Annotated in this window: 28 protein-coding genes; 15 read left to right on the forward strand and 13 right to left on the reverse strand. The window is 69.7% G+C overall.

What is annotated here, in order from left to right; all coding sequences use genetic code 11:
* The first annotated feature begins 89 nt into the window (after nt 1-89).
* Nucleotides 90-383, forward strand: coding sequence for a DUF7130 family rubredoxin-like protein (locus P0R32_RS01500; RefSeq protein ID WP_276238159.1), 294 nt, complete (start codon nt 90-92; stop codon nt 381-383).
* Nucleotides 384-434: 51 nt separating this feature from the next.
* Nucleotides 435-1337 carry a ketopantoate reductase family protein gene (locus P0R32_RS01505; protein WP_276238160.1) on the forward strand — a complete coding sequence of 301 codons (903 nt, stop codon included), beginning with the start codon at nt 435-437 and terminating at the stop codon, nt 1335-1337.
* Between the two features lie 98 nt (nt 1338-1435).
* Here the strand turns inward: P0R32_RS01505 and P0R32_RS01510 are convergent, their stop codons facing one another.
* From P0R32_RS01510 to P0R32_RS01545, 8 genes are all read right to left on the reverse strand, one after another.
* Complete coding sequence (locus tag P0R32_RS01510; protein ID WP_276238161.1) at nt 1436-3001, reverse strand: sulfatase; 1566 nt, start codon at nt 2999-3001, stop codon at nt 1436-1438.
* Nucleotides 3002-3307: 306 nt separating this feature from the next.
* Complete coding sequence (locus P0R32_RS01515) at nt 3308-3694, reverse strand: NifU family protein (RefSeq protein ID WP_276238162.1); 387 nt, start codon at nt 3692-3694, stop codon at nt 3308-3310.
* 64 nt (nt 3695-3758) lie between these two features.
* Nucleotides 3759-4094, reverse strand: a complete 336-nt coding sequence (locus P0R32_RS01520) for a DUF5783 family protein (protein ID WP_276238163.1) — start codon at nt 4092-4094, stop codon at nt 3759-3761.
* 385 nt (nt 4095-4479) lie between these two features.
* Nucleotides 4480-5106: an RAD55 family ATPase gene (locus P0R32_RS01525; RefSeq protein WP_276238164.1), complete on the reverse strand. Its 627-nt coding sequence runs from the start codon at nt 5104-5106 to the stop codon at nt 4480-4482.
* Nucleotides 5107-5180: 74 nt separating this feature from the next.
* Nucleotides 5181-5723, reverse strand: a complete 543-nt coding sequence (locus tag P0R32_RS01530; protein ID WP_276238165.1) for a DUF8057 family protein — start codon at nt 5721-5723, stop codon at nt 5181-5183.
* Between the two features lie 2 nt (nt 5724-5725).
* On the reverse strand, nt 5726-6181 hold the full coding sequence (locus P0R32_RS01535) for a DUF8057 family protein (RefSeq protein ID WP_276238166.1): 456 nt from the start codon (nt 6179-6181) through the stop codon (nt 5726-5728).
* Complete coding sequence (locus P0R32_RS01540; protein WP_276238167.1) at nt 6181-6876, reverse strand: RAD55 family ATPase; 696 nt, start codon at nt 6874-6876, stop codon at nt 6181-6183. Before P0R32_RS01540 ends, P0R32_RS01535 begins: the two co-directional genes overlap by 1 nt.
* 96 nt (nt 6877-6972) lie before the next feature.
* Nucleotides 6973-7422, reverse strand: coding sequence for a chemotaxis protein CheW (locus tag P0R32_RS01545; protein WP_276238168.1), 450 nt, complete (start codon nt 7420-7422; stop codon nt 6973-6975).
* Between the two features lie 188 nt (nt 7423-7610).
* Between P0R32_RS01545 and cheB the strand changes: the two genes are divergently transcribed.
* From cheB to P0R32_RS01575, 6 genes are all read left to right on the forward strand, one after another.
* Nucleotides 7611-8651, forward strand: a complete 1041-nt coding sequence (gene cheB / locus P0R32_RS01550) for a chemotaxis-specific protein-glutamate methyltransferase CheB (protein ID WP_276239439.1) — start codon at nt 7611-7613, stop codon at nt 8649-8651.
* Nucleotides 8648-10774 carry a chemotaxis protein CheA gene (locus tag P0R32_RS01555; RefSeq protein WP_276238169.1) on the forward strand — a complete coding sequence of 709 codons (2127 nt, stop codon included), beginning with the start codon at nt 8648-8650 and terminating at the stop codon, nt 10772-10774. Before cheB ends, P0R32_RS01555 begins: the two co-directional genes overlap by 4 nt.
* Nucleotides 10771-11604, forward strand: coding sequence for a CheR family methyltransferase (locus P0R32_RS01560; RefSeq protein WP_276238170.1), 834 nt, complete (start codon nt 10771-10773; stop codon nt 11602-11604). The genes P0R32_RS01555 and P0R32_RS01560 overlap by 4 nt, the downstream gene beginning before the upstream one ends.
* On the forward strand, nt 11604-12830 hold the full coding sequence (locus P0R32_RS01565; RefSeq protein ID WP_276238171.1) for a HEAT repeat domain-containing protein: 1227 nt from the start codon (nt 11604-11606) through the stop codon (nt 12828-12830). The genes P0R32_RS01560 and P0R32_RS01565 overlap by 1 nt, the downstream gene beginning before the upstream one ends.
* Nucleotides 12831-12922: 92 nt before the next feature.
* Nucleotides 12923-13735, forward strand: a complete 813-nt coding sequence (locus tag P0R32_RS01570) for a CheF family chemotaxis protein (protein ID WP_276239440.1) — start codon at nt 12923-12925, stop codon at nt 13733-13735.
* 140 nt (nt 13736-13875) lie between these two features.
* Nucleotides 13876-14370, forward strand: a complete 495-nt coding sequence (locus tag P0R32_RS01575; RefSeq protein ID WP_276238172.1) for a hypothetical protein — start codon at nt 13876-13878, stop codon at nt 14368-14370.
* 57 nt (nt 14371-14427) lie between these two features.
* Here the strand turns inward: P0R32_RS01575 and P0R32_RS01580 are convergent, their stop codons facing one another.
* The 3 genes from P0R32_RS01580 to P0R32_RS01590 all read right to left on the reverse strand — a co-directional run bounded on the left by P0R32_RS01580 (nt 14428) and on the right by P0R32_RS01590 (nt 17167).
* Nucleotides 14428-15294: a CheF family chemotaxis protein gene (locus P0R32_RS01580; protein WP_276238173.1), complete on the reverse strand. Its 867-nt coding sequence runs from the start codon at nt 15292-15294 to the stop codon at nt 14428-14430.
* A 104-nt stretch (nt 15295-15398) separates the two neighbouring features.
* Nucleotides 15399-16598 carry a cation:proton antiporter gene (locus P0R32_RS01585; protein WP_276238174.1) on the reverse strand — a complete coding sequence of 400 codons (1200 nt, stop codon included), beginning with the start codon at nt 16596-16598 and terminating at the stop codon, nt 15399-15401.
* Nucleotides 16598-17167, reverse strand: a complete 570-nt coding sequence (locus tag P0R32_RS01590; RefSeq protein WP_390219017.1) for a cation:proton antiporter regulatory subunit — start codon at nt 17165-17167, stop codon at nt 16598-16600. Before P0R32_RS01590 ends, P0R32_RS01585 begins: the two co-directional genes overlap by 1 nt.
* A 176-nt stretch (nt 17168-17343) precedes the next feature.
* Between P0R32_RS01590 and hisA the strand changes: the two genes are divergently transcribed.
* Nucleotides 17344-18066 (forward strand): 1-(5-phosphoribosyl)-5-[(5-phosphoribosylamino)methylideneamino]imidazole-4-carboxamide isomerase, encoded by a 723-nt coding sequence (gene hisA, locus P0R32_RS01595; protein ID WP_276238175.1) that lies wholly within the window; start codon nt 17344-17346, stop codon nt 18064-18066.
* 39 nt (nt 18067-18105) lie between these two features.
* Nucleotides 18106-18696 (forward strand): imidazoleglycerol-phosphate dehydratase HisB, encoded by a 591-nt coding sequence (hisB, locus tag P0R32_RS01600; protein ID WP_276238176.1) that lies wholly within the window; start codon nt 18106-18108, stop codon nt 18694-18696.
* Between the two features lie 33 nt (nt 18697-18729).
* Here the strand turns inward: hisB and P0R32_RS01605 are convergent, their stop codons facing one another.
* Nucleotides 18730-19233 (reverse strand): DUF8528 domain-containing protein, encoded by a 504-nt coding sequence (locus P0R32_RS01605; protein ID WP_276238177.1) that lies wholly within the window; start codon nt 19231-19233, stop codon nt 18730-18732.
* Between the two features lie 142 nt (nt 19234-19375).
* Here P0R32_RS01605 and trpY point away from each other — a divergent pair, with 142 nt between their 5' ends.
* The 5 genes from trpY to P0R32_RS01630 all read left to right on the forward strand — a co-directional run bounded on the left by trpY (nt 19376) and on the right by P0R32_RS01630 (nt 23443).
* Nucleotides 19376-19876 (forward strand): TrpY family transcription regulator, encoded by a 501-nt coding sequence (gene trpY / locus P0R32_RS01610; RefSeq protein WP_276238178.1) that lies wholly within the window; start codon nt 19376-19378, stop codon nt 19874-19876.
* A 57-nt stretch (nt 19877-19933) separates the two neighbouring features.
* Nucleotides 19934-20422 (forward strand): hypothetical protein, encoded by a 489-nt coding sequence (locus P0R32_RS01615; protein WP_276238179.1) that lies wholly within the window; start codon nt 19934-19936, stop codon nt 20420-20422.
* A 30-nt stretch (nt 20423-20452) separates the two neighbouring features.
* Complete coding sequence (locus P0R32_RS01620) at nt 20453-21085, forward strand: IMPACT family protein (protein WP_276238180.1); 633 nt, start codon at nt 20453-20455, stop codon at nt 21083-21085.
* Between the two features lie 56 nt (nt 21086-21141).
* A complete protein-coding gene (locus tag P0R32_RS01625; RefSeq protein WP_276238181.1) occupies nt 21142-23193 on the forward strand; it encodes a S9 family peptidase in 2052 nt (683 codons plus the stop codon).
* Nucleotides 23194-23266: 73 nt separating this feature from the next.
* The gene (locus P0R32_RS01630; protein WP_276238182.1) at nt 23267-23443 is read left to right on the forward strand and encodes a hypothetical protein; all 177 of its coding nucleotides are present in this window, start codon (nt 23267-23269) and stop codon (nt 23441-23443) included.
* A gap of 4 nt (nt 23444-23447) precedes the next feature.
* Here P0R32_RS01630 and P0R32_RS01635 read toward each other — a convergent pair whose 3' ends face one another.
* Entirely contained in the window at nt 23448-23651 is a 204-nt protein-coding gene (locus P0R32_RS01635; protein WP_276238183.1) for a DUF7569 family protein, read from the reverse strand.
* Between the last annotated feature and the right edge of the window lie 139 nt (nt 23652-23790).

Here is a 23790-nt window from a genome sequence, read left to right on the forward strand (position 1 = left end):
GTCGGTCGACGCCACACTGGCTGGACGGCCGTTCTCAGGGGGCGAGAGCACCCGGCGCGCTTAGTCTCTCGCCCGACAAACTGACGGCCATGAGCGAGGAGCGACCGCCGGTCGGACTCGGCCAGCGCGTGTTCACAGAGTCGGGACGAGTCATCGGCACCGTCCGCGGCTTCGACGAACACGGCGTGTACGTGACGACGCTTGAGGGCATCCGCTCGCTGTCGATCGAACACGAGCGCGCCGGCCACGAGTTCGGCGAGGGCGAGTTGATGTGGCGGTGTTCCGACTGCGGGGAGATGGGCGACCTCGACGACGGCATCCCCGAGACGTGCCCGAACTGCGACGGTCCCCGCGAGCACATCTACTACTGGACCGAGGACTGACCCGGCGCGGTCGACCGAACCGCTCTTTTCACCCCGTCGCCACCGCGGAGCATGGACATCGTCGTGTTCGGCGCCGGCGCGTTGGGCAGTCTCGTCGGCGGCCTGCTCGCGCGCGAACACCACGTGACACTCGTCGCGCGCGACCCGCACGCCCAGCGCGTCGCCGGACAGGGCCTCCGTGTCACCGGCGAACTCGACGCCCACGTCCGCCCGCGAGCGACGACCGACCCGACGCCCGACGATCTGACCTGCGACCTCGCGCTCGTGACGGTGAAGGCGTACGACACCGCCGAGGCCGCCCGCACGCTCGCCACCGGCGACTCCGACGTCGTCTGCTCGCTGTCGAACGGGCTCACCGAGGGGGCGCTGGTCGCCGAACTCGGCGACCGCGTGCTCGCCGGGTCGGCGACCTACGGCGCCGAACTCGTCGGGCCCGGCGAGGTGCGCTGCACGGGCGTCGGGCGCATCCACGTCGGCGAACTCGCGGGCGGCGAGAGCGAGCGCGCCGAGCGCGTCGCCGCGGCGTTCCGCGAGGCGGGACTCGACTGCGAGGCGGACCCGGCGATGCCGCGCCGCCGCTGGGAGAAACTCGCGGTCAACGCCGGCATCAACGCCGTCACCGCGCTCGCGCGGGTCGAGAACGGCGCGCTCGCCGAGGGGCCTGGCCGCGACGTCGCCCACCGCGCCGCGCGCGAGACCGCCCGGGTCGCCCGCGCGGATGGCGTCGACCTGACCGACGACGCCGCGGTCGCCGCCGTCGACACCGTCGTCGACGAGACCGCCGCGAACCGCTCGTCGATGCTCCAAGACGTGCTCAGTGGGGGTCGGACCGAGGTGGACGCGATCAGCGGCGCGGTCGTCGACCGCGGCGCCGACCACGGGGTCGCGACGCCGACGAACCGGACCCTCGCGGCCCTCCTCCGCGCATGGGGAGCAGACGGGATCACTGAGTGAACAGCCCCGAGTAGAACCTCCGATTCGCAGCCACGTCTAGCGGTTTTCGAGACTGGTAAAGGATCGGCGAGGATCGGGAGACGGAGCGAATAGCCGCGTTACTCGACGTAGCCCAGATCCCGAAGCCGCTCGGTCGCCTCCTCGTCCATCTCGTCGAGCGAGTCGTCGGTGACCTCGCCGTCGGCGGCGTCGGTCCACGCCCCACCGGCGGCGGCCTCGAACTCGCCCAGTTTCGACTCCGCCTCGGCGATGCGCTCGTCGGTGCCGTCGGCGAGGTTCCGCTCCTCGTCGGGGTCGGCGTCGAGGCGGAACGCCTCGTCGGGGATGCGGTCGATACGGACGTACTTCGCGTCGGTCGCGCGGGCCGCACGCATCCGCGAGTAGAATCGCGACTCCTCGGGTAGCGTAATGCCGGCGCTCGACGCCTTCTCCTCCAACTGCTTCAACTCGACCACGGGCCGGGAGTACTCGACGAAGCCGAACTCGCCCTCGGGAGCCGCGCGCTGGCCGGGGTCGCGCGCGGCCTCGTCGAGACCGGCGAACTCGCGGTAGTCCGCCGACAGCAGCGAGCGCGTGCGATCGAGCGCGACTGCCTCCTCGCCGGCGGTCGCCGGCTCGCCGCCCTTGACGCCGAGCGTGTCGAGCACCGTGTGGTAGGTGTCGAGCAGTTCGACGGTGTCCTCGCGGCGCTCGTCGTCGAGCGCGGGGTGTTTGACCATCAGCGGGACGTTGATCAACTGGTCGTACAGGCAGAACTCGTGGCCGTACAGGTCGTGTTCGCCGTGGAGTTCGCCGTGGTCGGCGCAGACGACGACCGCGGTGTCGTCCCAGCGGCCCGTCTCCTTGAGCCAGTCGAACAGGCGGGTGAGCTGGTCGTCGATGTGGGCAATCTCGGCGTCATACAGCCCCTCGATGGCGTCCCACTCCTCGTCGTCGATGTCGCGGGCACCCGAGTTGTACTCCTTGGAGTTCTGGCACACCTCGGTGGAGTCGACGCCGGGCGCGAACTCGTCGACGTACTCCTGCGGCGGGTGGTACGGCAGGTGAGCGTCCATCAGGTTGATGAACGCGAACCAGTCGTCGCCGGCGGCCTCCGCGTCGTCGACGAACGACTTCGTGCGGTCGATCACCGCGGGCGTCTTCGAGTCGGCGCCGTCGCCCGACGCGAGGTACTCGTGGGCGACGTTGCCCAGCGAAACGAGTTTGTCCGCGACCGTGCGGAGCGCGTCGTTGTCGTTCATCGCCTTCCACGCCTTCGCGAGCGGGCCCGACAGGAAGTCGCCCGGCATCACCTCGAAGAAGTTGTCCTGGTCGTCGAAGCCGTCCGTGAGGTGGGTGTACGGCGTGATCCACGCGTTCGAGGAGTAGCAGGCGGTGCGGTACCCCGCGTCCGACAGCGTCTCCGCGAGCGTCGTCGCGCCCTCCAGGTACGGGTTCTCCTGGTCGGCGCCGTGGCGGTGCGGGTACATCCCGGTGAACAGCGACGCGTGCACCGGCAGCGTCCACGGCGCCGGCGCGACGGCGTTCTCGAAGACGGTCGCCTCCTCGCTGAACGCGTCGAGCCCCGGCGTCGTCCCCCCGTCGTAGCCGTACGGCCCGAGGCGGTCCTTGCGGACCGTGTCGAGCACGACGAACAGCACGTTCTCGGGCGAGTCGTCGCTCATGTCCTCGGTGTCCCGCTCGCCGGTAATCCCTCTTCTGGTCTCGCGAGGACCGGACAGCCGCGGCTTGGCGCGTCGACTGCGATTCGATATCGCGTATTCGAGTTTATCGGGCAGATCGAGGCAAGATCACCGTTCCTGTCGGAGAGGGGGTGAGCACACCGCGAGCGGTCGATCCGGCGGTGACGTTCGGATCGTCGCCACCGAGCGGCGGTGACGTTCGGATCGTCGCCACCGAGCGGCGGCGTCGCGACTACACGGCCTGAGAGAACGTGAGAACGGGAGAGAGAAGCCGCCCGAGTCGACCGCTCAGAAGGGGGCCTGCGGGCCCTCGTCGTCCTCGCCGTCCGAGGACTCGCCGGGGAAGGAGGGGGACATGCCGCCGTCCGAGTGGCCCATGCCGCCCAGGTCGCCATCGGCGCCCGCGCCCATGCCGGTGTCGGCGACGACCTCGTTGATCTCGGGGATCTCCTTGGTCATGCGCGACTTGATCGCCTGGATCGTCATCGGGGAGATACCGCAGCCGGAACAGGCGCCGCCCAGCGAGATGTGGACCTCGCCCGTCTCGCGGTCGAGGTGCTGGATGGCCGCGCTCCCGCCGTGCATCTGGATCTGCGGGAAGTTGCGGCGCAGGAAGTTCGTCACGCGCTCGCGGAGCTCGTCCTCGCCGCCGTCGTCTTGAGAGTCGGCGCTCATTACACTGCGGTTGGCGGCACGAGGGTTTCAACCTTGTGCTCGCGGGAGTCTCGCGACCGGCAGCTCACCCGTCGGCGGGCGGTTCGAGGTCGAACACGCGGTACAGCTCCGCCTCGATCTGGTCGAGGTAGCGGTCGAGCGTCTCCACGAGTTTCTCGTCGTCGACGACGATGGCGGTCAGCCGCTCCGTGGGGTTCTCGGGCAGTTCGACGGTGAACTCGCCGGTCGCCTCGTCGTAGAACGGCTCGGACTCGTTGAGAATCTGCTGGTCGATGGCGTGGATCAACTCGGAGTCGTAGCGCTCGTTCATGTGGTTGAACGCGTTCTTGTACGCTCGCTGGAGTTCGGGGAAGTAGTTCGCGTACTTGTCCTCGAACTGGTCGGGGTCGAACTCGGCCATTGGCGGGCGTTCTTCCGGGAGTGGCCTAAGGGCGACGGTCGGGCGCCGTAAATCGATTACCGCGATATCGAATCGTCGAGTGGCCGCCGAGAGCGAGGCAACAGCGGCGTCGGCAGTCTCGGTCGGTCGGTCGGTCGCACGTGCCCGAAGGTGGCGGTCACAGAGACCACTGGTGAGTCGACGGCTCTCCGACAGTAAGCAGAACGAGGGAGTCACGTCCCGTAGGGAACCTCCGCGCCGCCACTGGCCCTGTCACAGTCCCGCCACGGCGACGCGTGAGACGAAGACGTCCGCTGTCCGCTGTGACTACCGTCGACGGCGAGACGGCGGCGTCGCTACGGGGGAGACGACGACGGAGAAGTACCGGGGGCGACGACTCAGGCGGTCAGAAGGTCGTCCAGGGTGTCGCGGTTCGCTGGCGTTCGCGCACGCGCATCTCGCGGGAGCCGTCCTCCTCGCGGGTGTTGATCACGGTGTCGAACGGCTCGTACATCGTGTGGAGCGTCTGCTCGTCGTGCATCGTGGAGTTGATCACGGCGACCGTAGACCACCCCTCGCTCTCGACCTGGCGGGTGAGGACCCGCACGAACTGGTACACGTCCTGCGGTTCGAGGTACATCAGCAGTTCCGACAGCGAGTGGATGCCGACCCCGACGGTAGTGTCCGTCTCGCGGAACACCTCGTAGAGGTCCGTGAACTTCATCCCGATGTCGGTGACGTTCTTCGGGGAGGACGCGTAGCGGACGAGTTCGTCCTGGACGAGGTCGCCCCCGCGCTGTTTCGAGACGCAGTCGACGACGCCGACCGACAGCGGGTCGCAGTCGGCGATTTCGGCGTAGTCGGCGCGGACCTGGTCGGCCGGGTCCCCGGTGGTGATGAGGACGCCACGCTCCCCGACGTCCGCCAGCAGGCGGAGCATCAGGTCGTACTTGCCGGTCATCGGCGGACCGGCGATGAGAAGGCTTCGGCCTCCTGCGCCGCCGTCGAACGACAGCGGGGCGTCCTCCAGCATACGCATGAGGTTGCGACGGACGGCTAAAACCTTTGTCCAAACCGACGGGAACGGCAGTTCAGATCGGAACAACGTCACAGGTTTGACCCCTCGTTGTCGGTCGGGTTGCCGAGCCCCTCCGGGAAGCCGAGCGCCTCAAGGTTCTCGCCACCCTCGAGGAGCCCCGCCCGTTGCAGGGTCGCCGGGAGGTCGGTCGCCGTCGGACGGATGCCGGCGGGGGTCGGGGTCCCGTCGACTCCCGACTCCGGTCCAGCGGCCGTCTCGGCGGACCCGCCCTGTGCGAGCCGGCTCCGAAGCGTCTCGGCGTCCGTCGACGTCGCGTCGCCGCGCTCGTACCCCTCGGCGTCGCCCTTCCCCTCGCGGTACGCGAGGTCGACGATACTCCGGTCGTAGGTGGCGTCGAGCGAGGTTCGGACCTCCTCGAGCGCGGTCTCCGTGTCGGCGCCGAACGCGGCGGCGACCCCGAGCGCGTGCGCCCGGCGAATCGCCTCGTCCGGCGACAGCGTCTCGTCGGCGTCGCTGACGGACGGAATCACACTTGCGAGGCGGGCGAACAGTCGGCGCACGGCGCCGCCCACCGCCGTGATCCCGCCGGAGTCGTCGGACTCGACGGCCACGCTCAGGCACCCCCTTCGTCGTCGGTGGGGGTGCGCCCCAACAACTCGGGGAAGCCGAGCACGCCGAGCTCCGCGCCGCCCTCCAGCAGTCCCGCGCGCTGGAGCGCCGCTGGGAAGTCGGTCGCCGTGATCGGTCTCCCGGCCGCCGACGCGCGGTCGAAGGCGTCGTCGTCGACCGGTGACGTGGGCGCGGTCCCCTCGACGAGCTGTGCCCACACGTCGTCGCCGTCGACGTGGTCGCTGTCGGCGCGGACGACCTGCGCCTCCTGTTTGCCCTCCTGGTAGGCGAGGTCGATGATGCTGCGGTCGTAGGAGGTGTCGAGCGCCTGTCGGAGTCGGTCGAACTCCTCGCGGTTCTCGTAGCCGAAGGCGGCTGCGACGCCGAGTGCGTACGCCCGTCTGATCGCCTCGTCGTCCGAGATGTCTGTCCAGTCGGTCCCCAGCCGGTCTTCGTACATCAGTGGGTGACCGCCCGGCCCTCGCCGACCACCAGCCCCGAGGCGGTGAACTGGAGGTTCTGGATGTCGGTGTCCACGTCGGCACCGCGCATCTTCACGACCTGCAGCCCACGGCGCATCCCGTCGTCCTCCATGTAGTTGTGGAAGAAGACGACGCCGTGCGCCAGGAAGTGTTCGTCCGCGTACGCAGAGGGGTCGGTCATCTCAGATATCAGATACGTCGTGGCGCTGGTCCGCTTGAGCGCCGAGAGGAACCGCATCACCGTGTTGTCGGAGTCGTCCAGCAAGTACCGCAACAGCATCGTCGAGTCGATGACGACGCGGTCGATGTCGCGCGACTCGATGAACGAACTGATCCGGTTGGTGACGCTGTTGACGTCGCGCCGGTCGCCGGGCATCCCGAAGAAGCGCTTCCCCTCCGAGGAGAAGGCGTCGAGGAACGTCACCGACCCCGACTCGAGCGCCCGCTCGAAGCCGAAGTCGTAGGCGTCCATGTCGCGTTCGAGGTCCGCCCGACTCTCGTGCATACTGATGAACAGACAGCGATCCCCCGCGGCCGCCCCGTCGGCGATGAACTGTGCCGAGAACGTGGTCTTACCGCTCCCGGGAGGTCCACAGATCACGTACAAGCGCTCTCCCGGCAGCCCCCCGTCGACGAGGTCGTCGAACCCCGAAACGCCGCTCGATACACGCATACAGGATACCGTACGAGGTGCCGCATAAGGACTCCCCCCCGAAACTCAAGCCTGATAGCGAGCCCGGCGGCGCCGGAGCGGCCCCGCGATGGCCGCTCACTCGGTTCGGGGCTCGACCCAGACGACGAAGCGGTCGTCGCCTTTGACGATGCCGCGGACGGAGTCGTCGCCGGCGGTCGTCGCCTCGTCCACCTGGTCGGCGGCCACGTCGCGGACTTGGAACACCTCGTCGACGACCCAGCCGACGGTACCGCCGTCGTCGACCTCGTCGGGGTCGAACACGATGATCCGCTCGCGAGCGCCCGTCCCCGCGATCCCGAACAGCGTCTTCGGGTCGATGATCGTGGTGGTCTTCCCGCGCAGGTCCATCACGCCCTCGACGTGGCGCGGCGAGTTTGGGATCGCCGTGAGGTCGTCGGCGTCGACGATCTCGTCGATGTACGCGATGTCGAGGCAGTACGTCTCGTCCCCCAGGCCAAACTCCAGCACCTGAGTCTGTTCGGCGTCGGCCGCGTCGGCCTCGGCGGCTCGCTGACTGCTTGCCATACAACTCATCCCCCGAGCGTCCCGCTTAACGTTAGCCCACGAACTATCAGCCGTGAAATTCGGGGCGGTGACTTCAATAACGGCGTATCGGTAGCCGAGGATATGATTCGAGACGCCACACGGCGGGCTGGGGGTGCGCCGTGAGCACGCGGGCACCGCGGACTGTCGTGGTGGACGACTCCCGGTTCATGCGTGGACTCATCGCCGACATCCTCGAGTCCGGCGGGGTGGACGTCGTCGGCGAGGCCGAGAACGGACGCGAGGCGCTCGCGGTGGTCGCCGACACCGAGCCGGACGTCGTGACCATGGACGTGGAGATGCCCGAGATGAACGGGATCGAAGCGGTGGAGCGGCTGATGGACGAGACGCCGACGCCGACGCTGATGCTGTCTGCGTACACCGCCGAGGGCGCCGAGGAGACGTTCGCGGCGCTCGACGCGGGCGCGGTCGACTTCTTCGCCAAGCCCGGCGGCGAGGTGTCGATGGGCGTCTCCCGGATGGAAGAACAGCTCGTCGAGACCGTCCGCTCGGTCGCGAAGGCGGACGTCTCGACGGCGGCTCACCGCCGCCGGACGCAGGCCGCCGCCGCTGCCAGCGGCGGGACGGCGCAGCCCTCGGCGGGCGCTGGGAGTTCGACCGGGAGGGTCTCCGTCGAGCCCAACACGACGCTGATCATCGGCTCGTCGACCGGCGGCCCAGACGCCGTCGAGCGCGTCATCTCGGCGCTCCCCGGCGACGCGGACCTCCGCGGCATCGTCGTCCAACACATGCCCGAGGCGTTCACCGGGCGCTTCGCCGAGCGGCTCGACGCCGCCTGCGACCTCTCGGTGCGGGAGGCCGAAGACGGGATGCGACTGGGACGGGGCGAGTTGGCCGTCGCCCGCGGCGGGCACCACCTCGAAGTCGCGAGCGCACGCAACGGGCGGCTGCGACTCAAGGTGGTCGACGAGGACCGCGGCCAGGGCGTGCGCCCCTCGGTGAACGTGACGATGGAGTCGGCCGCCCAGGTCGTCGACGACCCGCTGATCGGGGTCGTGCTGACCGGGATGGGGGCCGACGGGAGCGAGGGCGTTCAGGCACTCTCGCGTGCCGGTGCCCGCGTACTCGCGCAAGACGAGGACACCTGCGTCGTGTACGGGATGCCGAAGCGCGCCGCCGAGACGGGCTGTGTGGACACGGTGCTCCCGCTCGACGACATCGCCGGCGGCATCACGGGTGAGACGGCATGAGCGAAGCACACATCCGGGCGTTCGTCCGCGAGTCCGAGGAGGGGATCACCGAGCTGAACAACTCCATGCTCGCGCTGGAGTCGGACCCGGACGACCCCGAGGCGATGGACGCCATCTTCCGGACCGCCCACACGCTGAAGGGGAACGCCGCGGCGATGGGCTTCGGCGACTTCTCCGGACTCGCGCACGCGATGGAGGACCTCCTCGACGAGGTCCGCGGCGGCGACATGGAGGTGTCGAGCGACCTGATGGACCGGCTGTTCGAGGCGGTCGACCTGCTCGACGCGATGCTCGGCGAAATCGACGAGACGGGCGACACCACCGTCGACCCGACCGGCGTCGAGGAGGAACTCCGGACGCTCGCCGAGGAGGGCGTCGACGCCCTCGACGACGACGGCACAACCGACGCAGCCGACGCGGCGGCCGACGACGCTACCGAGGACGATTCCACCGACGCGGACACGTCATCGGATGACGACGACGCCGGCGTCGACGCCGACTTCGACCACGGTCTGTCTCCCGCCGACGACGAGGGAGTCTACCGCGCCCGCATCGAACTCCGGGAGACGGAGATGCCGGGCATCGACGCGATGTTCGTGCTGGAGGCCGTCGACGACGCGTTCGACGGCCTGGCGTGCGAGCCCGACCGCGAGGCAGTCGAGGAGGGTGAGTTCGACGAGACGTTCGACGCGTACGTGACCAGCGAGACGGGCGCGGCCGTCGCCGCCGGTGTCGACGCGGTGACGCAGGTCGGCACCGTCGAGGTCGCGACCGTCGAGCCCGCCCCCGGCGACGAGGAGACGGGCGAGGAGCCGGAGGCGGCCGACGCCGAGTCGAGCGAGGCAGACGACGCCGACGTGGGTGACGACGCCGCGGCCGACCGCGGCGACAGCGGCTCCGGTTCGTCGTCCACCTCGTCGACCTCCGACAGCATCTCGTCGGTCCGCGTCGACGTCGAACAGCTCGACGACCTGTACGGCCTCGTCGAGCAACTCGTCACGAGTCGGATCAAGCTCCGGCGAGAGATGGAGGACGCCGGCATCGACTCGGACAACCTCGACGAGTTGGACAAGATCTCGACGAACCTCCAGGACACGGTGATGGACATGCGGCTCATCCCGCTGTCGGCGGTCGTCGACACGTTCCCGCGACTCGTGCGCGACCTCGCGCGCGACCAGTCGAAGGACGTGAACTTCGACATCGACGGGCGCGACATCGAGTTGGATCGCACGATCCTCACGGAGATTCGCGACCCCCTGGTCCACATCCTCCGCAACGCCGTCGACCACGGCATCGAGTCGCCCGAGGAACGGGAGGCCGCCGGGAAGGACCCGGCAGGCACCATCGAACTCCGGGCCGACCGCGAGCGCGACCACGTCACCATCGTCGTCGAGGACGACGGCGGCGGCATCGACGCGGACGTGCTCCGCGAGAAGGCCGTCGAGAAGGGCGTCAAGACCGCCGCGGAGGTGGAGGCCATGTCCGACGCGGAGGCGCGCGAACTCATCTTCCACCCCGGCTTCTCGACCAACGACGAGGTGACCGACGTGTCGGGTCGCGGGGTCGGGATGGACGTGGTCCGCACGACGGTGAAGGACCTCGACGGGAGCATCAGCCTGGAGTCGACGCCCGGCGAGGGGTCGCGCTTCGAGATCAAACTGCCCGTCACGGTCGCCATCGTCCGCGTGATGTTCGTCGAGGTCGACGGCGTCGAGTACGGCGTCCCGATCAAGAACATCGCGGAGGTGAGCCGCGCGGGCAGCATCGACGTCGCCCACGGCGACGAAGTGGTGCGCCACGACGGCGACATCTACCCGGTCATCCGGTTGGGCAAGGTGCTCGGGACGGCCGCCGCGAACCCCGGCGGTTCGGGTGCGCTCGCCGACGGCGGCGAGGACGTGCCCGCGGAGGCCGACGAGCACGAGGGGATGCTCCTCCGGATCCACGAGGAGAAGCGCCCGGTCGCGCTCCACTGTGACGACGTGCTCCACCAGGAGGAGGTCGTCGTGAAGCCGCTGGAGGGCATCCTCTCGGGCATCCCGGGGCTGTCGGGGACGGCGGTCCTCGGCGACGGCGACGTGGTGAGTATCCTCGACGTCGAGACGCTCGGAGGGCGGCGATGAGTCGCGCCAGCCAGGGTGACAGCGAGACGGAAGGACTGCGGAAGGTCATCGACTTCGTCGAGGACGAGGTGCCGTTCGAGCCGGGATACTACAACGAGGCGTACCTCGGTCGCCGGGTCGCCGCGCGGATGCAACGCCGCGACACCGACGACCACACCGCCTACCGGCGGATCCTCGAACGCGACGACGAGGAGCGCGAGGCGCTGTTGGACGCGCTCACCGTCAACGTCACCGGGTTCTTCCGCGACCCGGACATGTGGGCGGACCTCCGGCCCGTCCTCCGCGACCTCAGCGAGGAGAACGGACGCAGCGGCGTCGACGTGTGGAGCGCCCCGTGTGCGGACGGGCGCGAGCCGTACTCGGTGTCGATGCTCGCCGCCGACGACCCGGACGTGGACGAACGCCGGGTGCACATCACCGCCGTCGACATCAGCGAGGAGGCGCTCGACGCCGCCCGCGCGGGCGTGTACGAGACGACACGCACGACGAACATCGAGGAGGAACTGGCGCCGCTGTCGGACCCGACGGCGTACGTCGAACAGGAGGAGAACGTCTTCCGGGTGCGCCAGTCGGTCAAGTCGCGCGTCGAGTTCGAGCCGTACGACCTCATCAGCGACGGCCCGAAGGACGACATGGACCTGGTGTTCTGTCGCAACCTCCTCATCTACATCGACACCGCGTACAAAGAGCAGTTGTTCGAGACGCTGCGCGACTCGCTGCGGCCGGGCGGCTACCTCGTGCTCGGGAAGACCGAGACAGTTCCCCCCGGCCTCCGCGACGACTTCGAGGCCGTGGCGAAACGGAGCCGAATCTACCGCTACGAGGGATAATGTCGCTGTACACGCTCGCCCGCGACGGGGACATGGAACAGCTCACCGACACCGCGAAAAACAGCGACAGCGCCGCGGTGCGCCGCCGGGCCGCGGAGATGCTCGGCGACGTGGGCGACCCCGAAGACGACCGGACGATGGACGTGCTCATCTACCTCGCTCGCGAGGACGACGAGGAGGCGGTCCGGGCGGCGGCGGTCGACGGCCTCGACGAACTCGGCGGCAACGGGCTCGAACGGCTCATCGCCAAGGAGACCGGCGTCGACCCGAACGCCGCCGACTGGGCCGCCGTCCGCGCGTTCGCGAAGGTGTTGGGCGGCGCGAGCATTCCGGAGTACCGGATGGCCGCCGCGAACGCGCTCGGACGGATGGGCGACTCCGACGCCGTCGGCCCGCTGGCCAAGCGCCTCGACGACCCCGACCCACGGGTGCGCGAGCGGGCCTGTCTCGCGCTGGGTCGCATCGGCGACCCTCGCGTCGTCGGGCGCCTCCAAGCGAAACTCGACGACGACCACCCCGCGGTGAAAGCCGCGGCGGCGGACGCGCTCGGCACCATCGCCAACGGGAAGGCGCTGGCGGCGCTGCTGGACCTGCTCGACGACGAGAACGTCAGCCTGCGGCGGCTGGCGGCGTCGGCGCTCGGCAACGCCAGTTCGGCGAAGCCGGTACCGAAACTCGCGGGCGCCCTCGAAGACGAGCACGACACGGTGCGGCGGACGGCGGTGTTCTCGATCATCGAGTTGCTCGCCAACGCGCCGACGAAACAGAGTCACGCGGTCCGCGACGCCGTCATCTCGGAGTTGCAAGACGCCGACGACGAGACGGTGCTCGGGCCGCTGGTCGAGATTCTCGAAGACGCCACGCAGGCGCGCCAGCGGCGCAACGCCGTGTGGTTCCTCGGGCGGGTGTCGAGCGCAGAGCCGCCGAAACACGTCCTGCACGCGCTCATCGACGCGCTCGACGACGACGACAAGATGACCGCCCAGTTCGCGGCGACGAGCATCACGAACCTGGAGGGCCTCCAGGTGGAGTCGGCGCTGATCGAACTGGTGAAAGACGACGACGCGTCCGTCGAGGCGCGCGCGAAAGCGGCGTACGCCCTCGGCTCCGTGGGCGGCGACCGCGCGCGCGAGACGCTGGACGCGATCACCGACAGCGACGTGGACAAGCAGATCCGGAAACGGGCGTTCGCGTCGTTGTCGAAGCTCGGAGGTGTTAGACAGTGAGCAACGCACAGCGGAACGGCGGTGGCGGACAGCAGCCCGGTGAGGGCGAGGAGTACAAGGTCGCGGACACTCGCGGCAAGTTCGCCCAGGCGATGAAGGGCGGGCGAAAACTCAACGACGTGTCGTGGTCGAAGGGGCGGATCATCCTCTCGAACAAGCGCGTCGTCCTCGTCGGCAACGGCGGCAAGCGGACGCTCGCGCTGTCGAGCGTCGACGGCATCGGCGGGCGCTACGACGCCAACCAAGAGATCCAGCGCGTCTCCAACTACGTCAGCCTCCGCATCGGCGACGACGTGTTCCTCATCGCCGCCGAGGAGCACGACGAGTTCCGCACGGACCTGTACCGCGCGTTCCTCGACCGCAAGGTGATCAAGGCCCGTCACCCCGCGATCAAAGGCGGCGTCGTCCAAGACACCGAGTGGGAACAGGCCCGCGTGAAAGTCGAGGCCGACGGCATCTCCATCGCCCAACAGAGCGGCGCGTTCGTCCGGTTGGAACTCGACGACATCGGCACGCTCGAAGAGACCGAGCGCACCGTCATGGACGAGAAAGCGTCGGTCATCGAGGCCGAACACACCGACGACGAAGGCACCAGCGTCCAGACGTACCTCTCGGGGCAGCCGTGGATCGTCGCGGTGATCAAGTCGTACCTCGGCGAGGGCCGCGACCGAAACCGCGGCGCCGTCGAGTTGTCCGAGTCCGAGCGCGAGGTGCTGATGGCGCTGTACTCGGGCGTCTCCTCGTTCGAGGTGCCCAACTTCCTCGGGATGAGCGTCGACCGCGTCGAGGAGATCTTCGAGCGCCTCATCGAGGCGGAAGTGCTGGAGGAGGTGCGCACCCGCCGCGAGGTCGCGCTGGAACCGCGCGGGCGCAACATCGCCAGCGAGGCGATGAACGAACAGTAACGGACCGTCACCTCCGGTCGAGTCCGCCGGTTTCTCCCCAGTCGCTCGCGCCACTGCGTCGTGAGCAACCGCGGCTGGTGGCCCGAACCTGTCGACACACGCACGGAAGTTACAAGTACGAGAGAGAGGTTTGAGGGCCAATGAACCGATCACGGACCCTCGCGGTCGCCGCCCTGGTAGTGTTGTCGCTGCTTGCAGTTTCCCCGACGGTGGCCGCCGCGCAACAGCAGGAGGAGTGTTCGATCGACAACGCGGAGTTGGACGTCGCCGTCGCGGCGTACAACGCCAACCTCGATCAGGTGCCGGGTCCCGTCCGCGGCCAACTCGCCGACGAGCGCGTGGACGTGCGCATCGACACGCCCGACGGCGAGCGCCGCTTCGGCGCCGTCACCGACAACTCGGGTCGCGTCAGCGACTTCTCGGAGACCGGCGTCGACGACCCGACGCTGCGCGTCGAGACGAGCGAGTCGACGATCTGTGGTATCGTCCAGTCTGACGACCCCGCGGGCGCCGCACTCGACGCGTACCGGAACGACGAGATCCGTATCGAGGGCGTCGGCGCGGTGAAGTCGGTGACGTTCTCGGTCGCGAAGGCGGCCGTCGACGTGGTGGACTTCTTCAGCGGTCTCTTCTGAATCGGCGCGCTCGCCAATCCGGCGCGAGTGACAAGATGATCCGCACGTGCGGACGGGCTACGTGTTGACCGACTCGATCCGCTGGCCGACGACGACGCGGCCCTTCGCGGTGAGCTGCGTCCCCTCGTCGGTGTCGACGAGCAACCCCTCGTCGATGAGTCCGTTCAACAGCATGGTGAGCCGCTGGGGTTCGATGTCGACCACCTTGTTCAACGAGATGCCCGGCCCGGCGGAGTAGGCCGCGACCAGCACCTCCAACTCCTCCTCGCTGGGGTCGACGTCCTCCAACTCCGCCTGCACGTCGGCGTAACGCAGGCGGATGTAGCGACCGAGGATGTTGGTGAGTCGTCCGGAGGTCATCCCCACCTGCGAGGTGACCGCGGTGCCGTCCTCGATGTGCCGGAACGAGACGACCGGGTGCGAGCCGTTGCCGATGTCGCGCTGTGACCGCTCGACGGAGATGATGTTCGCGAGGTCGACAGTGAACGACTCGCCGGAGCCCTCGAAGGAGAGCGACCCCTGCGTCACGTCGAGGCGCATCTGTCGGCTCTCTGCGTCGACGACCCGGCCACCGATCTTCGCGGGGTGGCGTGCGAGCGCCTTCGTCCCGTTGAGCAGCACCTTGAACAGCACCGTCGCGAAGCGGTCGATGTTGGTGCCGGTTCCCTCGATGGCGGCGACCGCTCGCCCCTGGTCCTTCTGGTAGGCGACGGTGACGGTGTCGTTGAAGTAGCCCGCCATCTCCGGTGGAACCTGGCCGAGCGTCACGTCGAACACCGACGACAGCGGAATCGTCTCCTTGTAGCCGTCGGCCGCGAGCACGAGCCGCCGCTGGCTGAGGATGATCCGACCCCTCGGGGGTTCACCCTCCACGCCGGGTGCAAAGAATCGACCGACGAAATCCGCGACGACCGACTCGCTCATTGAATCCGTCTACGAGCCGGGTGACTTGACGGTTTCGCACCGGGATTCAATGATGAAAACCGGGGCGGTCGACGCGGAACCGGCCAACTGGATGTCATCAGTGCCTACTCCGGTGTGAGTCCGACGAGTCGCTCGATGCGCCGCGCCTCGCTCATCGCGACGGTGCCCGCGAACGACATGACGAGCACGTAGCCGACGGCGAACGCCGGCACCACCGAGGAGATGAGGGGGTCGGGCGAGGCGGTCGCGAGCGCCGCGATGATCAGCGAGAACTCCCCGCGGGGGACGAGTGCGAGGCCGGTGCGGAGCGAGCGGCGCGGCGACAGGTCGTACAGCCGCCCACCGACAGTGCCGCTGACCACCTTCGCGGGGCCGGAGACCGCCGCCGCGACGAGCACGGGGACGGCGACCGCCGCGACGGCGACGACGTCTGTGTTGAGGCCGACCCACGCGAAGAACACGACCGCGAACACGTCGCGCAACGGAGCGATCCGGTCGGCGACGCGGTCGTGCAGCGGGGTGGCGCCGACGCCGACGCCGACGAAGAAGCCGGCGACCGCCTCGCTGGCGCCGACCGACAGCGCCAGTCCCGAGACGACCAGCGCCACCGCGACCGTGCGCACGACGACGTCCTCGTCGCTGGTGCCCAACAGCGGCGCGAGCCGCGGCGCCAGCAGTTGGGCCGCGAGCGCGACCGCCCCGAGGAAGCCGAGCGCGACGGCGATGCGCGGGAGCGCGTCGACCGGGGAGCCGCCGACGACGAGCGCGCCCGCCAGCGCGAGGTAGACGGCGACGACGAGGTCCTCGGCGACCAGTATCCCGAGCACCGGTTCGGCCTCCGGGTCGGCGATCCAGCCGAGGTCGACGAGCGACTTGGTGATCACCGCCGACGAGGAGATGTACACGATACCGCCGACGAGGAACGCGCCGAGCGGCCCGAGTCCGAACAGGAACCCGAGCGCGACGCCGACGGGGAAGTTCACCAACAGGTCGACCGCCGCGGCCCCTGAGAGCCGCCGCCGGGCGGCGATCAGTCGGTCGATGCTGAACTCTAAGCCGAGGAAGAACAGCAGGAGCACCACCCCGACCTCCGCGAGCGTCGTCAGTTCGCCCGGTTCGATCGCCGGGAGGCCGACCGCTCCCGCGACCGACGGGCCCGCGAGGACGCCGCCGAGGACGTACAGTGGCACCGAGGGGATGCCCACCCGACGACCCGCCGCCGCGACCGCCGCGGCGACGGCGACGACCGCACCGAGCGCGAGCAGACCGTTGAGGTCGCCCGCGACTGCCGGTCCCGCCGCCATCAGCGCCCGCCGTCCGCGTCGTCTCCGTCGCCCGCGCCCGGACCGCCGCCCGCGTCACCGAGGTCGGTCGATCGACCGACCGCGTCGGGGTCGATGAACGCGTCGTTGAACGCGTCGACCTCCGCCCGCGAGCCGATGACGACCACAGTGTCGCCCGCGCGGACGCCGGCACCGGGGTCCGGGTTCGGCGTCACCTCGTCGTCGTGTTCGACCGCGATGATCGACGCGCCGGTGCGCTGGCGCACGTCCGCCGCGGCGATGGTCTCGCCCGCGAGTTCCGAGCCCTCGGGCACCTCGTACCACTCGATGAGCGCGTCGCCCCCGAGGACCGTGTCGATGTTCTCCGTCGCGACCGGCTGGAAGTACGCCCCTTCGAGGACGGTGCCGACGGTGCGGGCGAGCCCGTCGGACAACTCGAACAACTTCTCGGCGTCCGCGTCCGCGTCGGCGCGCCGGTACACCTCCCGCTTGCCGGTGTTGTGGGTGACGACGACGAGTCGCTCCTCGCCGCCGAGTTCGATCTCGTGTTTCTTGCCGACGCCGGGGAGGTCCGACTCGTAGACGGTCATTGGGGAATGGTGACACGGTCGAGGCATAAATACGACGACGGGAACGGGATGGAGCCGGGGGCTTTCGCGGTCGTCATCGCCGTCGGGGGAGCGAACTGGTCCAGCGCCGAACCGCCACGCACACGAGATCGATCCGATCGCGAACCACTTACGCCCGGTGCGACCCAGCCACGCGTATGAGCCACTTCCCGGCGTTCGAGGTCGTCCCCGCCGTCGACATGGAGGGCGGCGAGGTCGTCCAACTCGTACAGGGAGAACGCGGCACCGCCACCCGCTACGGCGACCCCGTCGAGGCCGCCCAGCGGTGGGTCGACGAGGGCGCGCAGACGCTCCACCTCGTCGACCTCGACGGCGCCTTCGACGGCGAGCGCGCGAACGCCGCCGCCGTCGACGCGATCCTCGACGCCGTCGACGTGCCGGTCCAACTGGGCGGCGGGATCCGCACCGCCGCCGACGCGATCGACCTGCTCGACCGCGGCGTCGACCGCGTGATCCTCGGCACCGCCGCCGTCGAGACGCCCGAGATCGTCGCCGAGATCTCGGAGGCGCACCCGGACAGCGTGATGGTGAGCCTCGACGCCAAGGACGGCGAGGTCGTCGTCTCCGGCTGGACCGAGGGCACCGGCCTCGACCCCGCCGAGGCCGCGGGGCGCTACGAGGAGTTGGGCGCGGGCGCGATCCTGTTCACCGACGTCGACGTGGAGGGGCAACTGGAGGGCGTCAACCGTGGGAGCGTCGAGCGCGTCACCGAGGCCGTTGACATCCCCGTCGTCGCCTCCGGCGGTGTCGCGAGCCTCGACGACGTGCGCACGCTGCGCGAGGCGGGCGCGGCGGCGGTCGTCGTCGGCACCGCGCTGTACGAGGGGACGTTCACGCTGGCGGAGGCGCAGTCCGTCTGAGCCGGAACGGTCTTGCCGGCCCGTACCCACGCACCGCGCATGAGCGACCGCACGGCGGCCGTGACGCGGGAGACGGCCGAGACGGAGATCGATCTCACGCTGGCCGTCGACGGCGACGGCGACAGCGAGGTGGAGACGGGCGTCGGCTTCTTCGACCACATGCTGACGGCGTTCGCCAAGCACGGCCTGTTCGACCTGACCGTCCGCTGTGACGGCGACACCCACATCGACGACCACCACACCGTCGAGGACGTGGGGATCGCACTCGGCGAGGCGTTCGCCGAGGCGCTCGGCGACAAACGCGGCATCCGGCGCTACGCCGACCGGCGCGTCCCGCTGGACGAGGCGGTCGCGGGCGTCGTCGTCGACGTGAGCGGGCGCCCGTACTTCGAGTTCAGCGGCGAGTTCTCGCAGGACGCGGTCGGTGAGATGGCCAGCGACATGGCACGTCACTTCGCGTACTCGCTGGCGATGAACGCCGGGCTCACGCTCCACACGGAGGTCGAGACGGGCGTCAACGCCCACCACGAGGTCGAGGCGCTGTTCAAGGCGCTCGCGCGGGCGCTGGACGACGCGACCCGACTCGACGAGCGTCGCAGCGACACGCCAAGCACGAAAGGCGACCTGTAGGTCGCCCGCTCGCGCCGACGCTCCGACCTCGCCTCAGCCCTTCACCAACTGCCCGTTCTCCTCTGCGAGGATCCCGCGCTCGATGGCGTAGTCGAAGATCTCGCGAACCTCGTCGTCCTCCAAGCCGTACGCGCCGGCGGCGAACTCCGACACCTCCGCGCGGTCGACGGGGAACTCGCGGTTGTTCAGGAAGCGCATCACCTTCCGAAAACTGTCCGGTTCGGTGCGTTCGGGTGCCGCGGCGTCGGTAGCGAGGTCCCGGTCGGCGCCCGTCTCGTCGATAGCGTCCTCGGTGGGCGACGGGTCTGAGGGCGCGTGCCCGGCAGTCGCATCGGCGAACGAGTGGTCGACGCCGCCGTCGTCGCGGGCGCCGAGGCGGTCGAGCAGCGGGGCGAGCACGTCGTCGAGCGTCTCGCGACAGTCGCCACAGAGGACGACGCGCACCTGTTCGCCGGGCGCGGGGTCGACCTCGTCTGGCAGTATCTCGTAGGCCCCCGCGGCCGTCCCCCCACAGAAGTCGCAGTCGAGTTCGCGCATAGCATGGGTGTGGGCGGGGGGTGTCAAGGGCGTTGTGGGGCGGTCGGACCGTGAACTCGGGGGTGGGTCGCCGACGCAGTCGGCGACTCGGATCGACCGACTCCGAACAGTTATGCCCGCTCGTGGGGCACGATGCACACGGATGTTCGACGAGATCATGGGGAAGTTCGAGGGGTCGCCGGGGCAGCAGGCGGTGGTGCGACTGCTGCTGGCGCGGGGCTTCTCGGTGAACGACGACGGGCGCGTCGTCTCCGGTGGGATCGAGATCCCCGACACCGGCATCGCCCGCGAGGCCGGCGTCGACCGGCGGGTCGTCGACGCGACGACGACGGCGATCCGCGACGACGACGACCTCCGCCGGATCTTCGCCAACATCACCTCGGTGCCGAGCCTGATGGACCTCGCGCCGGTGCTGGACCTGACGGTGCTCACCGTCGAGGTCGGCGACCCCGACGCCTCTGGCATCGTCGCCGAGATCACCGGGATGCTCGCCGACGCAGACCTGTCGCTGCGGCAGGTGCTGTCGGACGACCCGGAGTTCGCCGACGAACCGAAACTGTACGTCATCACCGACGAGGAACTCCCCGGCGACCTGCTCGTGGCGATCCGGGACCTACCGTACGTCCGCAGCGTCGAGTTCTGAGTCGCGAGGCATCGGGCGAACCGACGCCGCTTTCACCGCGAGTCGCCGAGTGCGACCATGGACGACCGAACCGCGAGCGTGTTGCGCGTCCTCGGCGTGCAGGCGGCGCTCGTCTCGGCGGCGATTCACCTGATCGAGGGACTCCCGCGGCTCCTCGTGTACCTCCCCATCGGCCAGTTCGCCGACCCGCGCCCGTACCTGTTCGTCCCCTCGGCGCTCCTGCTGGTGGGGCTGTCGACGGCCATCGTCCGCGGCGCCCGCCACCGACGGCTGTACTCGCTGACGGCGGGCGTCCTGTTGGCGTACACCGTCGGCTACGCGTGGTGGCACCTCACCGACCACGGCGGCCTCGTCCCGAGCCACGAGGTGACGAACCCCGTCGGCGAGGTGTTCGCCCACCTCGCCGGCGATCCGATCGCGCTGGTCGCGTTCGTCGCGCAACTGTTCGGCGCCGCCTGCCTGCTCGCGCTGTTCGTCGCGGACCCGCACACCGCCGACTCCGGCGCGGGCGCGACCGCCGACGGTCCGACGGCGGTCGACGAGTAATCCTTTCACCACGCGTCCGGAAGGATGACCATGGCGAACCCGGAGCCGTACCGCACCGTCGCCGAGCGCGCGACCGCGGAGTTCACCGTGCAGGGCTCTCGCTTCCTCGGCCACGTCGCCCCCGTCGACACCGTCGCCGCGGCGGAGGCGTTCGTCGACGAGGTGTGTGCGGAGTTCGACGACGCCACCCACAACGTCCCCGCCTACCGCGTCCCCGCGGGCGACGGTCCGTCGAAGTCCCCTGGCGAGGTGATGCTCCGGGAGTATTCGAGTGACGACGGCGAGCCGACTGGCTCCGCCGGCAAGCCGGCGCTGAACGTCCTCCAGCAGCAGGAGATCCGAAACGTCGTCGCCGTCGTCACGCGCTACTACGGCGGCACGAATCTCGGGGTCGGCGGGCTCGCCCGTGCGTACTCTCGGGCGGTGAAGGATGGCCTAGACGCCGCCGGCGTCGTCGAAGAGGAACCGCACGAGCGGGTCGCCGTCACCGTCGCGTACGACGACTCCGGCACCGTCCGCGGCATCCTCGAGTCGACCGGCGTCGAGTTCGACGCCGACTACGACGCCGAGGTCACCTTCCAGGCACGCGTCCCCGTCGCCGACGCCGCGGGGCTACGGGACCGGTTGCGCTCGGCGACGAGCGGGCGCGTCGACATCGAGTAGCCCGCGTCCGATTCCGGGTTCCGAACGTACTTCACCCGCGACTCCGACGCCGGGATATGGACACGATTCAGGCGAGCGACTTCCACGACATCGCCAAGCCGAGCGACCCGCGGGTCGCGCCGGACGGCGAACACGTGGCGTTCGTCCGGAGCGAACCGGACGACGACGACTCCTACGAGTCGACCGTCTACCTCGCGCCGACCGACGGGGACGGGGAGGCGCGACGACTGACGCTCACGGAGGGGAGCGACGCGGAGCCGCGCTTCTCGCCGTCGGGGGACCACCTCGCGTTCACCTCGACGCGCGGGAAGGACGACGACACCCAACAGTTGTGGCTGCTCCCGCTCGACGGCGTCGGCGGCGAGGCAGAGCAGGTGACGGACGTGGTCGGCGGCGTGAACGCCATCTCGTGGAGCCCGGACGGCACTCGGATCGCGTTCCTCCAGTCGGTCACCGCCGACGACCGCGAGGCGGAGCGCGACCTCGAGGTTCCCGAAGAGTACGAACCCGAGGAGCCGGACCCGCGCGTCATCGACCGGACGGTGTACCGCACCGGCACGAGCTACTTCGACGGGAAGCGCCCGCAGGTGTACGTCCTCGACGTCGAGTCGGGCGACCTCGAACGGGTCACCGACGGCGACCACGACCACGGCGCGCCCGCGTGGGGCGACGACGAGACGCTGTACTTCACGGCGCAGAAGAGCGGCCAGGACCCCGACGACAACTACGACATCGACGTCGTCGCCTACGACACCGAGTCGGGCGACGCCGAGGACGTGCTCCGCACCACCGGCTGGGGTGCGTCGCTGGCGGTCACCGAGGACCACCGCATCGCGTACACGTACACAGAGGCCGAGCAGGCGAGCATCCAGCCGACCGAACTCCACGTGTACGACCGCGCCGCCGACGAGACGTACGACCTGACGGCGGGGCTGGACCGCGGCCTCGGCTATGAGGCCGCCCCGCAGTGGGGGCCCGACGAGGAGCGTGTGTTCTTCGCGACGCCCGACGAGGGCGCGACGAGCCTCTGGTCGGCGCCCGGCGACGCGAGTAGCGACCCCGAGCGCGAGTACCGCGGCGGCTCCGTCGACGGCGCCCACGTCGCCGACGGCGTCACTGCGATCACGAAGAGCGAGTGGGACCACCCCGGCGACGTGTTCGTGCTCGACGGGAGCGAGGAGCGCCGGCTGACGGAACTGAACGAGGCGTACCTCGGCTCGGTCGCCGTCTCCGAGCCGGAGCCGCTCGCGTTCGAGTCCGAGCAGGGGCCCGTCGAGGGGTGGGTGCTCACGCCACCCGGATTCGACGCCGACGAGACCTACCCGCTCGCGGTCGAGGTCCACGGTGGTCCGCACGCGATGTGGACGACCAGCGGGACGATGTGGCACGAGTTCCAGACGCTCGCCGCCCGCGGCTACGTCGTCTTCTGGTCGAACCCGCGCGGGTCGACCGGCTTCGGCGAGGAGTTCATGCAGGCCATCGAGCGCGACTGGGGCGACGTGACCCTCACCGACGTGATGGCCGGCGTCGAGGCGGTCGCGGCACGCGAGTACGTCGACGAGACGAACGTGTTCCTCACCGGCGGCTCCTTCGGCGGCTACATGACCTCGTGGGCGGTCGGGCAGTCGGACTACTTCCGCGCCGCCGTCTCCCAGCGCGGCGTGTACGACTTCACCGGCTTCTACGGCTCGACCGACGGGGCGTACAAGCTGGTCGAGGGCGACTACGACACGACGCCGTGGGAGGAGCCGGAGTTCCTGTGGGAGCACTCGCCGGTCGCACACGCCGACGAGGTGGACACGCCGACGCTGGTGCTCCACTCCGACCGCGACTACCGCACGCCGGACAACACCGCGGAACTGTTCCACCGCATCCTGCGCAAACACGGCGTCGACACGCGACTCGTGCGCTACCCGCGGGAAGGGCACGAACTGTCGCGCTCGGGCGAGCCGGCCCACATCGTCGACCGCATCGAGCGCATCGTCCGCTGGTTCGACGGCTACTCGGAGTACCACGACGCCGAGCGCGCGCTCGACCGGCCGGCCGACGACGGCCTGAGCGCCGGCTCGGACGACGAAGCCGAAACCGAGGACGCCGACGAGCAGTAAGTCGGATCGACCGGCCACGGTCGCCGCACGACCGCCGACCGCTTTTTGTGGAGCACGCGCGTACCATTCGACGATGAGCGAGTCTACCGACTGCGCGTACTGCGGCTGCGACGTGACCGTCCACGACCCGGTGTACGTCCGCGAGGGCGACGCGTCGGCCGAGACGCCGTACTGTAACTACGGCTGTCTGGCCGCACATATCGAGGAGGAGGGGCTCGCCGTCGGGACCACCTGTTCCGTCGACCTGTAGCCGGTCAGTCGACGATGATGTCGTTCTCCTCGTCGATCTCGACGTCCGGTTCCGACTGCATCTCCCGGCCGTAGCGGTCGATCCAGTCGGCGAAACAGCCGGGACAGAGGCGCTGTTCGTCGACGGTCGAGCGGTCGACCGAGAGCCGGACCGTCCGGGCGAGCGCATCCTCCACCGCCGAGCCGCAGGCGTCACACGAGTCGGACATACCCACGGCTGTGCGAGCCAACGGTTTAGTCGTTGCCTCGGAGCTGTCGACGAGCCGAGTGCTCGGAGTGTCGTCTAGAGGGGGCGAACAGGCGCCGGGACGCACCGCGACGGGGGTGGCGCACACCCGCAGACCCGTC

Origin of the sequence: Halobaculum marinum (assembly GCF_029338555.1) — an archaeon.
Classification (GTDB): Archaea; Halobacteriota; Halobacteria; order Halobacteriales; family Haloferacaceae; genus Halobaculum; species Halobaculum marinum.